We start from the raw sequence: 13,607 nt of genomic DNA, 5'->3' as shown, positions 1-13,607 counted from the left end.
CCCGAAGGATCAGACGATCCAAAACACCCATGACTGCCTCCAAAAGACAGTCTTGAATCTGATTTGCTCAGCCTTGGAAACCCAAGAGTCCACACCTCCTAGAGCGTGATGCCGAAAAGTGTAGGCGATTTTCGGACGACATCACGCCCTACTTCTTTGATTCTAGAGCGGATTCAGATTTTAGGTCGAACAGACCTAAAATCATCCGGCTCTAGTGAGTCATCGCGTCCTGGGCATCCGTCTTGGGCATGGGCGCTCTGCGACCAGCGTCACGCGTGACCGGGATAAGCCAGATCGTCGCGCAGGTGGTCAAGGCGACGATGACGACACCCCAGAAGCTCCAGTGCAATGCGGCATTGAAGACGCCCCGAATCGCCGGATCGCCGACGAGATCGGAAAGGCCGGTCGGCTGGCTGAGGATATCGTGAAGCCTCGCTGCCAGTTCGCCGCTGCCATAATGCGCGATACCGACATTCATGATCGCGCCGAGCGCGGTTGCGCCAAGGGTATTGCCGAGGCTGCGCGAAAAGATGATCGACGCGGTGGCGCTGCCGCGCATCGACCATTCGACGCTTTCCTGTACCAGCACGACGCTGGTGAGGCTGATGAGACCCATGCCGAAGCCCATCAGGAACGAACCAATGCCGGCAATCACCGGGCTGCTCTCCGGCGTCAGGAACAGGAGGAAGAGCGAGCCGAAGGGAAACATGAGGCTGCCGGCGCGGAGAGTCCTGCGGATGCCGAAGGTGCGGAAGAACCGGCTTGCAAGCATGACGGCAAGCGGCCAGCCGACGATCAGCATCGTGAGCGTGAAGCCGGCCTCGAGCGGCGATCGGCCAAGCACGCCCTGTACGTAGATCGGCAGGACCGTCGTCAGGCCGATGAGCGCCATGCCGGCAAGCAGCGTGGCGGCATTGCTGGTCGCGATCAGCCGCCGGCTCCAAAGAGCGATCGAGATGATCGGCTCCGCCGCCCGCCGCTCCTGCCACAGGAACAGGATGCCGGAAACAACGAAGACGATCGCCAGGGGAAAGAGAACCGCAAAGCCTGCATCGGTCTCCGTCAGGATGACGAGCAGCGATACGATCGATATCGAAAACAGGATCGTGCCGAGATAGTCGATCTTCGCCTCGCGCGGGGTGACGGACTCATGCAGGAAGAGGATGAAACCGGCGATGGAGAGCACTCCGACCGGCAGGTTGATCCAGAAAATCCAGGCCCAGGAAAGATTATCGACGATGATGCCGCCGGCAAGCGGGCCGATGACGGCGGATACGGCCCAGACGCTGGCCAGCGCGCCCTGCACTTTCGCCCGTTCTTCCAGCTTATAGAGATCGCCGACAACCGTCATCGTGACAGGTTGAATGGCGCCGGCTCCAAGCCCCTGCAGCAGCCTGAAGGCAATGAGCGAAGCCATCGACCAGGCAAAGCCCGCAAGCGTCGAGCCTACCAGGAAGATGAGAATCCCGCAGATGAGCATGGGCTTGCGTCCGAAAATGTCGGAAAGCTTGCCGTAGATGACGGTTGTCGTGGACTGCGCCAGAAGAAAGGCCGAAAAGACCCAGCTGTAATAGGTGAAGCCGCCGAGCTGACCGACGATGCGCGGCATGGCGGTTGCGACGATGGTCGCTTCCACGGCGACCATGAAGGTCGCCAGCATGATCGAAACGATGACCAACGGGCGTTTCGAGCGATCGACCGTGCTGGACATGGCATTCCTTTCTGACTGCTGCACCCGATGTCGAAGACGCACAGGCTACGATTAAGGCCATGGTCGAGCGCTTAGCTGCTGGGATCAAAGGCTTGGGATCAAAGTCTAGGGACGAGACGATTGGAGGGCGGATGCCTGCGGAATCGTTATAATAAGCTTTGCATATTGGTGCCGGTCGATGTCAACTGTTTAAACGCGAGCACGCTTTGCTTCTCGACGGACGCTTCGGCCTGAAATCTCGGAACAACGGGTCCGGATCCAAGGGCTCGACCGCGGTCCTCAAGCCCATTGACGATATCATATATTTTCGCCTTAATGAATTAACTTCCGCATCTTTGTTCATTTTCTGAACTTAACTGAAGCGGAACCAACCGGAATTCCAGCGGAGCGCCGAATTGCTCACCTCGTCCCAGCAGCAGCTCTTGCGGGTCATCAGCCAGTCAGGCCCCTCGAGCCGCACGGTTCTGGCAGCGTCCATGGGCTTAAGCAAGGCCGCCATGAGCGGAATTGCGCGCGATCTGATTTCCCTTGGCGTCTTGCGGGAGACGGAGACGATATACGGTCAGGGCCGCCCATCGATCTTGCTGGATCTGCATCCGGAGGGCGCCTTCTTCGTCGGCATTTCGCTGCTGGAAGACCCCGCACCCCTGGTGCTCAGCGATTTCAACGGCAACATCGTCGCACGCCAGACCATGCCGCTGTCGCGCGATCCCGATGTCATCGCCGAGATGATCGCCGATACCCTGCCGAAACTGCTTGCCGAACAAGAAAGTGCCGATGGCAAGCTTTCAGGTCTCGGGGTCGCACTTTCCGGCTTCGTCGATGAAAAGCAGGCAAGCTGCGTCAAATCCACCCTGCTCGGATGGCAGGACGTGCCGCTTGCCGGCATCATCAGGCAGAAGACCGGCATCGATACCTTCATCGAGAACGACGCCAAGGCGGTTGCCGTCAGCGAGAAACTGTTCGGCAGCGCCCGCGACGTGCGGAATTTCAGCGTCGTTTCCTTCGGCAACGGCATTGGCTGCGCCCATTTCGTCGGCGGAAAGCTCTATCGCGGCAACCATGGCGGTGCCGGCGAGATTGCCCATTGCACCATAGAGCCCAATGGTTCGCCCTGCCGCTGCGGCAAGCGCGGCTGCCTCGACACCGTGGCTTCGCTAAAGGCAATCAAGGAAATGGCGAAGGCTGAAGGCCTTGCCTGCCAATCCCTCAACGACTTGGAGACGGAAGCATCGCTCGGCAATGCCGTAGCGATCCGCATCCTGCATCGGGCCGGCAGCGCGCTCGGTTTGGCGATTGCCCATCTTATCCAGTTCAACGATCCAGGCCTGATCCTGATCACCCATGTCGAAGGGCGGTTCGATGGCCTGTTCGGTACCGTGATGCGGCAGGCAGCCGAGGCGAACGTCTTGCCGCGCTATGCCGGCCAGACACCAATCCGCACGCAGCGCGTCGATACTGATGTCTGGGCGCGCGGTGCGGCCAGCATCGCCGCCCACAATTTCCTGATTGGTCCCAACCCGAATTGAGGTTCCCATGCGCATCGCCGTCGGAGGCATTCACATCGAATGCAGCACCTATAATCCCGTCTTGAACGAAGAGAAGGATTTTCGCGTCCTGCGTGGCGCGGCGCTGACCGACGCGCCCTACTTCGCTTTTCTGAAGGACTATGACGGCGAGTTCCTGCCGACCATCCATGCCAGAGCGATCGCCGGCGGTCCTGTCGCGCGCCACACCTACGAGGCCTTCAAGGCGGAATTCCTGGAGGGGCTGAAGGCATTGCTCCCGCTTGACGGGCTTTATCTCGCCATGCACGGCGCCATGTATGTCGAGGGCATGGAAGATGCCGAAGGCGACTGGATCAGCGCGGCCCGCGCCGTCGTCGGCGACGACTGCATGGTCTCGGCCAGCTACGACCTGCATGGCAATGTTACCCAGCGCATCATCGATGCGCTCGACATGTATTCCACCTATCGCACGGCGCCGCATATCGATGTCGAGGAAACCATGCGCCGCGCCGTCAAGATGCTGACGGAAAGCCTGAAGACCGGCGTCAAGCCGCTCCTGCTCTGGGCGCCGATCCCCGTGGTGCTGCCAGGCGAACGCACCAGCACGGTCGACGAGCCAGCCAAGAGCCTTTACGACATGCTGCCCGGAATCGATGCCCTCGACGGCGTCTGGGACGCTTCCTTGATGGTCGGCTATGTCTGGGCCGACGAACCGCGCGCCACGGCGGCCGCCATCATGACCGGCACGGATCGCGCCGTTCTCGAGCGCGAAGCAAAACGCATCGCGCAGGCCTATTGGGACGCGCGCAAGGATTTCGTTTTCGGCTCCGAAACCGGCTCGATCGAAGAATGTATCGCCAAGGCAATCGCCAGCACGACTGCGCCCGTGGTTCTGGCGGAATCCGGCGACAATCCGACCGGCGGTGGCGTCGGCGACCGTGCCGAAGTCCTAGCGGAACTCATTGTCAAGGAAGCGCAAGGCGTCATCTTCGCCGGCATTGCCGACAAGGCCGCCACCCAAGCCTGCTACGTCGCCGGCCTCGGCGCCACCCTTGATCTTTCCGTCGGCGCATCGCTCGACACCAAGGGAAGCAAGCCGGTAAAGGGCAGCTTCATCGTCAAATTCCTGCTCGAGGTCGCGGATGCGAGCGATGCGCAAGCCGTCGTTTCGATCGGCGGCATCGACCTCGTCCTGTCGGCCAAGCGCCGCCCCTATCACAACATCGCCGATTTCACCCGCCTCGGGCTTGATCCGCACAAGGCGAAGATCATCGTCGTCAAATCCGGCTATCTCTCACCGGAGCTGGCGCCGATCGCCAATCCGAACCTGATGGCGCTGTCACCGGGCGTCGTCGACCAGTTCGTCGAGCGCCTGCCGCGTCTGCGCAAGCAGAAGCAAACATACCCCTTCGACAAGGATTTCGACTTCACGCCCGAGACGGCGATTTCTGCGCGCGCCGTCGGTCGCTGAGGCTCCTGCCGGGGAGCCATTAGACCGAACATCATCATTTCGCATCTGAAGAAGGCGACCCGTTTTTGCGGGTCGCCTTTCGCATTTCGCACAAATATTGTGCATTGCCAAAATTGCACAAAAAAGCGCTTGACGATGCGGTCGAGTTGAACTTCTATTGAACCAATCTCAAATTGGTTCACCCTTCATCATGACAACCAGCAGCCTCCCGGAAAATTCGGTTCACGCCCTGGAAAGGCTGCGAGGGCTTTTGAAATCGGCCGATCTGCCGGCGGACGGAAAGCTGCCGACGGAGCGGGCGCTGTCGGAGGCACTTGGCGTCAGCCGGCGCGCGATCCGCCGGGCGCTTGAAGTATTGGAAGCAGAAGGCCACGTCTGGCGTCGCCAAGGCTCGGGAACGTATGTCGGGCAACGCCCCGACAACTGGAGCCAGCATGTCAGCACGCTTGTTGCCGGCACGGATCTCATGGAGGTGATGGAAGTCCGCCTGCGTATCGAGCCGCAACTGGCTCAGCTCGCCGCCATGCGCGCCAAGCCCGACGACATCGACCGCATGTATGAACTGGCAAAGAAGATCACCGCCAGCGACGATGCCGACAGCCGCGAACTTTGGGACGGCGCATTGCACCGGCTGATCGCGCAAAGCGCCGGCAACCAGTTCTTCCTGACCATTTTCGATGTGATCAACCACGTGCGACAGGACGAAGCCTGGCAAACCATTCGCGAATTGGCCCGCAGCGTCAACAAGACGCGCCCGGTCTCCTATGCGCAGCATAGAACGATCATCGATGCGATTGCGGCGCGCAACCCGATGAAGGCGGCCGAAGCCATGCGCGAGCATCTCTTGATGCTTCAGGAAAGCCTGATCCGCATCACTTCCCTTGATGCGCGCCAGGCGGAAGAGCCGCTGACTGAAGAGGTGGGCTGACCGAAGCCAGGCCTGCCAGACTACGACCGGAGAGGAAACCGATCGAGACTGCAAAAAACGAAAACGATAAACAGGAGAACGAAATGAAGATCGCCAAATTCCTGACATCGCTTGCCGCCGGCGCTTTGATTGCGCTGCCGTCCCTCGCTGTCGAGCTCAAGATCGGCCTGCAGGACGACGCCGACGCGCTGGACCCCGCCCAATCCCGCACTTTCGTCGGTCGCATCGTCTATACCGCGCTCTGCGACAAGCTTGTCGATGTCACCCCCGACCTGCAGTTCGTACCGCAGCTCGCCACCTCCTGGAAGTGGTCGGCGGATGGCAAGCAGCTGATCATGGAGCTGCGCCAGGGCGTCAAGTTCCAGGACGAGACGCCGTTCAACGCCCAGGCCGTGGTCGATAATATCCAGCGCTACCAGACCATGCCGGAATCGCGCCGCAAGAGCGAGCTTTCCTCCGTCGCCAAGGTTGAAGCATCTGGCGAATACCAAGTCACCTTCACCCTGAAGGCGCCCGACGTCACGCTGCTGGCCCAGCTCTCCGACCGTTCCGGCATGATGGTCTCGCCGACGGCGGCAAAGGCTGCCGGCGCAAAATTCGGCGATCATCCCGTCTGCTCCGGTCCGTTCAAATTCGTCGAGCGCGTACAGCAGGACCGCATCGTGCTCGAAAAATTCCAGGATTACTGGAACAAGGACAAGATCTTCATCGACAAGGTCACTTATCTGCCGATCCCCGACACGACGGTTCGCCTCGCGAATCTGCGTTCCGGCGATCTCGACATGATCGAGCGCGTCGCCGCATCCGATGCAGGAACGGTCAAGGGCGATTCCAATCTCGTCTATGCCGATGCTGTCGGCACCGGCTGGCTCGGCGTCTATGCCAATATCGGCAACGGTCCGCGCGCCGACAATCCGATCGGCAAGGATAAACGGCTGCGCCAGGCATTCTCGCTCGCGATCGACCGCGAAGCCGCCATGCAGATCGTCTTCGACAACACCGGACTTGCCGGCAACCAGCCTTTTGCGCCGAACAGCCCCTGGTTCAACAAGGATATTCCTGTGCCGGCCCGCGACGTCGACAAGGCCAAGGCACTGGTCAAGGCTGCGGGGTTCGATCGCATCCCCGTCGAGCTTGCGGTCGCCAACAACCCAGTGTCCATGCAGATGATGCAGATCGTCCAGTCGATGGTCGCCGAAGCAGGTTTCGACGTGACGCTGAAGACGACCGAATTCGCAACCCTGCTTGATGCGCAATCGAGTGGCAACTACCAGCTCAGCCGCTCCGATTGGTCCGGCCGCTCCGATCCCGACGGCAATATCCAGCAATTTGTGACAACGGGCGCCGGCCTCAACGATTCCAAATACAGCAATCCGCAGGTCGACACGTTACTGCTGGAGGCACGCCGGTCGCAGGACAATACGCTACGCAAGCAGAAATACGATGCGGCAGAAGCCATCCTGAACGAGGACCTGCCGATCATCTTCCTCGGGCATCAGGCCTGGATCTGGGCTTACAACAAGAAGGTATCCGGCTTTACTCCGTCTCCGGACGGAATGATCCGCCTCGTCGGCGTGAAGAAGAGCAATTGAGCCGGAGATGCCATGCGGGTCTTCTCCCGCATGGCACTCTCGCATTCGACATCGCGGCGAGGATCTGCCCATGTATAGCTATATCGGAAAGAGGCTGCTCGTCGCCATACCGACGCTGCTGATCATTTCGATCTTCGTCTTCTCCCTGCAGAAGCTTCTGCCGGGCGATCCGGTGCTCGCCATGGCAGGCGAAGAGCGCGATCCGCAGGTTCTCGAACTGCTTCGCGAGAAATATCGCCTGAATGACCCCGTCATCTATCAGTATGGCTACTGGCTGCAGGGCATCGCAAAGGGCGACCTTGGCGTCTCGCTGCGCACCAATCAGCCGGTGCTCACGCTCGTCGCCGAAAAGCTGCCGGTCACCATCCAGCTCGCGGTCATGTCGATGATCTTCGCTTTCGCGATCGGCATCCCCATGGGCATCCTCGCCGCCGTCAAAAAGAATACGATCATCGATTTTCTCGCCAATATCGTTGCGCTTTTCGGGCTTTCCGTGCCGAACTTCTGGCTCGGTATCATGCTGATCCTGCTGGTTTCGGTGAAGCTCCACTGGCTTCCCGCCTCCGGCTATCAGCCCTTCTTCGATGACCCCTTGCGCTCGATTCAGACGATGCTCATGCCGTCCTTCGTGCTCGGCAACGCGCTGGCCGCCACGCTCATGCGCCATACGCGCTCCTCGATGTTGAGCGTGCTCAGCAGCGATTATATCCGAACTGCACGTGCCAAGGGCCTGCCGGAGATGGCCGTCGTCCTGCAGCACAGTTTTCGCAACGCCATCCTGCCCATCGTTACCGTCAGTGCCCTGCTCTTCGGCGAGCTTCTGGCCGGCGCCGTTTTGACCGAGCAGATCTTCACCATCCCCGGCTTCGGCAAGCTGATCGTCGATGCGGTCTTCAACCGGGATTATGCGGTCGTGCAGGGCGTGGTGCTTTGCACCGCCGCCGGCTTCATCGCGATGAACCTCATTGCCGACATTCTCTATGTCCTCCTCAACCCGCGCATGAGGGCAGCTCTATGAGCACGATCGTCCAGACGACCGCGGCAGCTCCCTCCGCCAAGCGCGCGCCCAATCGGGCCTGGCGAAAGCTGAGGGCCAACAAGGGAGCCCTGGTCGGGCTTGCCGTTATCCTGTTCTTTACCGCGATCGCCGCGCTGGCACCGCTCCTGCCGATTCCCGATCCGGTTGCCACAAGCTGGTCGGCGATCCGCAAGGCGCCATCGGCCGCCCATTGGCTTGGCACCGACGATCTCGGAAGGGACATTCTCTCCCGCATGATCTGGGGCGCACAGGCGTCACTCATGGCCGGCATCTTCTCGGTCGCCATCGCCGTTGCGATCGGGGTGCCTTTCGGCCTGATCTCCGGCTATTACGGCGGCTGGATCGACCAGATCATCTCGCGCATCACCGAAGCCTTTCTGGCGATGCCTTTCCTGATCACCGCCATTGCGCTTGCCGCCTTCCTCGGCCCGAGCCTCACCAATGCGATGATCGCGATCGGATTGTCGGCAACGCCGGTCTTCGTGCGGCTGACGCGCGGCCAGGTATTGGCGGTCAAGACGGAGGATTACGTCGAGGGCGCCCGATCGATCGGCCTGCGCCACACCAGCATTATCATGCGCTACATCCTGCCCAATGTCTTCGCGCCCATCCTCGTCCAGGCGACGCTCACCATCGCAACCGCGATCATCGCGGAAGCGAGCCTCTCCTTCCTCGGGCTCGGCCAACAGGCACCGTCCCCGAGCTGGGGCTCCATGCTCAATGTCGCCAAGAATTATCTCGAACAGGCGCCCTGGATGGCCATGTGGCCGGGTACCGCCATCTTCCTCGTCGTGATCGGCTTCAACCTCCTCGGCGACGGCATGCGCGATGCGCTCGACCCGCGCGAAGCATGAATAAACTGAAAGGGTGCACACAATGACCGCATTCACCACACGCCCCGAAATCCTCGGAACCTTCGGCGTCGTCACGTCAACGCACTGGATCGCCTCTGCCGTCGGCATGAGCATTCTCGAGAAGGGCGGCAACGCCTTCGATGCGGCTGTGGCGACCGGCTTCGTGCTGCAGATCGTCGAGCCGCATCTCTGCGGGCCGGGCGGCGACATGCCCGCCATCCTCTATTCAAAAAAGAAGGACAAGGTCGAGGTCATCTGCGCCCAGGGACCAGCGCCGGCAGGCGCAACGATCGAGCATTACACACGCGAGGGATTGAAGCTGATCCCCGGCGATGGCCTGCTTGCGACCGTCATCCCCGGCGCCTTCGACGGCTGGATGCTGATGCTGCGCGATTATGGCAGGCTGACCGTGCGCGATGTTCTCGAGCCGGCGATCCATTATGCAGAGAAGGGTCATCCGGTCCTGCCGCGCGTCTCCGCCACCATTGCTGGGCTTGCCGATTTCTACCGCAAGGAATGGCCGACCTCCTTTGAAACCTGGCTTCCTGGCGGCTCCGTTCCCGAACCCTGGTCCAATTTCAAGAACCCGGTTCTCGCGGAAACCTGGAAGCGTGTCGTTGCCGAGGCGGAAAGCAAGAGCGATCGTGACGCGCAGATCGAAGCGGCGCGCAATGCTTTTTATCGCGGCTTTGTCGCCGAAGCGATCGACACCTATGTCAGCAAGGCTGAAGTCATGGATGCAAGCGGCGAGCGCCACAAGGGCGTTCTATCAGCCGACGACATGGCCAACTGGCGGGCGACGATCGAGGCGCCGCAGACCTACGATTATCACGGCTGGACGGTCGCCAAGATCGGCCCGTGGGGTCAGGGGCCGGTCTTCCTGCAGGCGCTGTCACTGCTCAAGGGCTTCGATCTGGCCGGCGTGGATCCTGCCGGAGCCGATTTCGTCCACACCGTTACCGAGGCGATGAAACTCGCCTTTGCCGATCGCGAGGTCTATTACGGCGATCCGAACTTCACCACCATACCGCTTGAGACCCTGCTATCCGACGCCTATGCCGAGGAGCGCCGCCGGCTGATTTCGCCGGAAGCGTCGCTCACCCTGCGCCCGGGCAAGCTCGCCGGCTTCGAAAACCAGTACGATCTAACCATGCGAATGCTCGACGCGCCGGAAGCCAAGGGCGGCGCGGTCTATGAGCCGACAATGTCGCATTTGACCGAGAAGCGCGGTGATACCGTGCATATCGACGTCATCGACCGCGAGGGCAACATGGTGTCGGTGACGCCTTCCGGCGGATGGCTGCAATCCTCGCCGACCATTCCAGGCCTCGGCTTCTGCCTGAATTCCCGCGCGCAGATGTTCTGGCTGCAACCTGGCCTGCCCTCCTCGCTCGCTCCAGGCAAGCGGCCACGCACGACGCTGACCCCGACGATCGCCTTGCATGAGGGACGCCCGACGCTTGCCTTCGGCACCCCCGGCGGCGACCAGCAGGAGCAGTGGCAGCTCTCCTTCTTCCTGCGCTATGTCCATCACCGATTGAACCTGCAGGAAGCGATCGACAAACCGTTGTTCCACAGCACCCATTTCCCAAGCTCCTTCTATCCGCGCACCAGCGAACCGGGCGGCCTGACGGCGGAGGCAAATTTCAGCGCCGAGGTGCTCGATGCACTTCGCGGCAAAGGCCACAAGCTGACTGTCGCGCCGGAATGGACGGTCGGCCGGTTGACCGCAGCACGCCGCGATGCCGATGGCCTCCTGCGCGCTGCAGCCACACCGCGTTTGATGCAAGCCTACGCGATCGGGAGATAGGCCGATGACCTGGTCCATCGTAGCCCGCGAGCCGGAAACCGGACATCTCGCCATCGCCGTCGCCACACGCTTCTTTGCCGTCGGCAGCATCGTGCCCCATATTCGCGGCGGCATCGGTGCTGTTGCGACGCAGGCCTTCGCCAACCCGCTTTACGGCATCGACGGACTTGCGATGCTGGCAACCGGCCGTGCGCCAGCCGAGATCGTCGAGGCGCTGAGTGTCCGTGACGACGGCCGCGAACAGCGCCAGTTCCATCTGATAGACAGCAAGGGCAACAACGCTGCTTACACCGGTCAAAAGTGCATTGATTGGGCCGGCCATCTGATCGACGATAACGTCTCGGTCGCCGGCAATATGCTGGCGGGGCCGCAAGTGATCGCCGAGACGCTTGCGACCTTCAGGAAAACCAAGGGAAAACCGCTTGCCGAGCGTCTGCTCGAAGCGATGCGAGCGGGCGAAGATGCCGGCGGTGACAAACGTGGCAAGCAATCGGCCGCGCTCGTCATCCACCGTGACCAGGATTATGCCTGGCTGAACATTCGCGTCGATGACAGTGCCGATCCGCTTGCCGAACTCGAACGTCTCTATGCGGTTGCGCAGGAACGCTATCTGCATGTCGCCGAAACCATGCCGACACGGCAGAACCCGAGCGGCATGAGCGACCGGCGCGAAATCGACGAAAAGATCGCCGCCCTCGAAGCCGCAAGGATTGCGGGGGACCGCCCTTCGGCATCAAGGGCGACGACGACGCAACCATCGTGAACGACGTCGACCAATGCCCGAACGGTCAGCAAAATCATAAGGGGAACTCCATGGCAACCATTGCCGCGCAGACGATCAATGCAGATGCACAGCCCGTTCTTTCCGTCTCCAATCTGACGACATCGTTTCTTGTCGACGGCGAATGGCGCCAGGTGGTCAAGGACATCTCCTTCGACGTCATGCCGGGTGAAACGGTCGCCATCGTCGGCGAAAGCGGCTCCGGCAAAAGCGTGACATCGCTTTCGATCATGCGGCTGCTCGCCAGGACCAGCAGCCGTATCGAAGGCTCCATCAGCCTCAACGGCCGGGATATTCTCAGCCTGCCGGAGGCCGAGATGCGCAAGGTCAGAGGCAAGGACATCGCCATGATCTTTCAAGAGCCAATGACATCACTCAATCCGATCTTCACCATCGGCCGGCAGATTTCCGAGGCGCTGACTTGCCACGGCAACATCTCGAAGACAGAGGCAAAAGCCGAAACGATCCGCCTGCTGGAAAAGGTGCGCATCCCCAATGCGTCCTCGCGCTTCGACGAATATCCGCACCAGTTTTCCGGCGGCATGCGCCAGCGCGTGATGATCGCCATGGCGCTTGCCAGCCGTCCGAAACTGCTGATCGCCGACGAGCCGACGACCGCCCTCGACGTGACCATTCAAGGGCAGATTCTCGATCTCATCAAGGTGCTGCAGGAAGAGGAAGGCATGTCCGTTCTCTTCATCACCCACGACATGGGCGTCGTCGCCGAAATCTCCGACCGCACCATCGTCATGTATCGCGGCGAGGCCGTGGAGACCGGCAGGACCGACGACATCTTCCATCGCGGCCGGCATCCCTATACCCGCGCGCTGCTGTCGGCCGTGCCGCGGCTCGGTTCGATGAAGGACCAGCCGCAGCCGCTGCGCTTTCCGATCGTCGATGTCGGCACCGGCGAACGCAGCGAACCGAAGGCGCTCGAAGACACCGTCGATCACCGCAAGACGCCGGTGCTGGAGGTGAAAAACCTCGTCACCCGTTTCGATCTTCGCGGCGGGCTGCTCGCCCGTCCCACAGGTGCGATCCACGCGGTCGAAAACGTCTCCTTCGATCTCGCCCAGGGAGAGACATTGTCGCTGGTCGGAGAATCCGGCTGCGGCAAGTCGACGACGGGCCGCTCCATCATGCGCCTCATCAACCCCAATTCCGGTGAAGTGCGTCTCGATGGCTATGACGTGATGAAGCTCGGCGCGCTCGACCTGCGCCGGATGCGCCGCAGCATCCAGATGATCTTCCAGGACCCGTTCGCAAGCCTCAATCCGCGCATGACGATCGGCGCGGCGGTTGCCGAACCGTTTATCGAGCACCGCCTCGGTTCGCGCGCCGAAGCCCGCGAGAAGGCGGCCGACCTTTTGGAACGCGTCGGACTGAAAGCGGATATGATGGGCCGCTACCCGCACGAATTCTCGGGCGGCCAGCGCCAGCGCATCTGCATCGCCCGTGCGCTCGCGCTTGATCCGAAGGTGATTGTCGCCGACGAAAGCGTCTCGGCGCTCGACGTGTCGATCAAGGCGCAGGTATGCAATCTGCTGATGGACCTGCAGCAAAGTCTTAACCTGTCCTATCTCTTCATCTCGCACGACATGGCCGTGGTCGAGCGTGTCAGCCATCGCGTCGCCGTCATGTATCTCGGTGAGATCGTCGAGATCGGCCCCCGCGCGTCGGTGTTCGAAAATCCGCAGCATCCCTATACCAGGAAGCTGATGGCGGCCGTGCCGGTGCCGGACCCGGCGCGGCGCGGCATCCGGCGTAATCTTGCCGTCGACGAGCTGAAGAGCCCGGTGCGCCCGGTCGGATATGTGACGCCGGTCCGGCAATATCGCGAAGTGTCCAGCGGCCATCTGGTTCGGATGGAAGAAGCCGCCTAAGCCTGTTTCCGGCCTTGACGAAGTCGAAAT

General features: G+C 61.3%; 10 protein-coding genes. 9 read left to right on the top strand and 1 reads right to left on the bottom strand.

Going from position 1 to position 13,607, the window contains the following annotated elements; genetic code table 11:
- Nucleotides 1-211: 211 nt before the first annotated feature.
- Nucleotides 212-1,711 (bottom strand): MDR family MFS transporter, encoded by a 1,500-nt coding sequence (locus HGP16_RS20495; RefSeq protein ID WP_168841832.1) that lies wholly within the window; start codon nt 1,709-1,711, stop codon nt 212-214.
- A gap of 395 nt (nt 1,712-2,106) precedes the next feature.
- On the opposite strand from HGP16_RS20495, the gene HGP16_RS20490 reads away from it, so the two are divergent.
- The 9 genes from HGP16_RS20490 to HGP16_RS20450 all read left to right on the top strand — a co-directional run bounded on the left by HGP16_RS20490 (nt 2,107) and on the right by HGP16_RS20450 (nt 13,577).
- A complete protein-coding gene (locus HGP16_RS20490) occupies nt 2,107-3,240 on the top strand; it encodes an ROK family protein (protein WP_168841831.1) in 1,134 nt (377 codons plus the stop codon).
- Nucleotides 3,241-3,247: 7 nt separating this feature from the next.
- Nucleotides 3,248-4,690: a M81 family metallopeptidase gene (locus HGP16_RS20485; RefSeq protein WP_168841830.1), complete on the top strand. Its 1,443-nt coding sequence runs from the start codon at nt 3,248-3,250 to the stop codon at nt 4,688-4,690.
- A gap of 190 nt (nt 4,691-4,880) precedes the next feature.
- Nucleotides 4,881-5,618, top strand: coding sequence for a FadR/GntR family transcriptional regulator (locus HGP16_RS20480; RefSeq protein WP_168841829.1), 738 nt, complete (start codon nt 4,881-4,883; stop codon nt 5,616-5,618).
- A gap of 83 nt (nt 5,619-5,701) precedes the next feature.
- Nucleotides 5,702-7,210 (top strand): ABC transporter substrate-binding protein, encoded by a 1,509-nt coding sequence (locus tag HGP16_RS20475; protein WP_168841828.1) that lies wholly within the window; start codon nt 5,702-5,704, stop codon nt 7,208-7,210.
- A 70-nt stretch (nt 7,211-7,280) separates the two neighbouring features.
- Nucleotides 7,281-8,228 carry an ABC transporter permease gene (locus tag HGP16_RS20470; protein WP_168841827.1) on the top strand — a complete coding sequence of 316 codons (948 nt, stop codon included), beginning with the start codon at nt 7,281-7,283 and terminating at the stop codon, nt 8,226-8,228.
- Nucleotides 8,225-9,103: an ABC transporter permease gene (locus HGP16_RS20465; protein WP_168841826.1), complete on the top strand. Its 879-nt coding sequence runs from the start codon at nt 8,225-8,227 to the stop codon at nt 9,101-9,103. Before HGP16_RS20470 ends, HGP16_RS20465 begins: the two co-directional genes overlap by 4 nt.
- 22 nt (nt 9,104-9,125) lie before the next feature.
- Nucleotides 9,126-10,913: a gamma-glutamyltransferase family protein gene (locus tag HGP16_RS20460; protein ID WP_168841825.1), complete on the top strand. Its 1,788-nt coding sequence runs from the start codon at nt 9,126-9,128 to the stop codon at nt 10,911-10,913.
- 4 nt (nt 10,914-10,917) lie between these two features.
- A complete protein-coding gene (locus HGP16_RS20455; RefSeq protein ID WP_168841824.1) occupies nt 10,918-11,676 on the top strand; it encodes a DUF1028 domain-containing protein in 759 nt (252 codons plus the stop codon).
- Between the two features lie 50 nt (nt 11,677-11,726).
- On the top strand, nt 11,727-13,577 hold the full coding sequence (locus HGP16_RS20450; protein WP_168841823.1) for an ABC transporter ATP-binding protein: 1,851 nt from the start codon (nt 11,727-11,729) through the stop codon (nt 13,575-13,577).
- The last annotated feature ends 30 nt before the right edge of the window (nt 13,578-13,607 follow it).

The sequence above is a fragment of the Rhizobium sp. P40RR-XXII genome (assembly GCF_012641405.1).
In the GTDB taxonomy this organism is placed as follows: Bacteria; Pseudomonadota; Alphaproteobacteria; order Rhizobiales; family Rhizobiaceae; genus Rhizobium.
The sequence above is the reverse complement of the archived record's forward strand: the minus strand, read 5'-3'. Positions and strand labels throughout refer to the sequence as shown.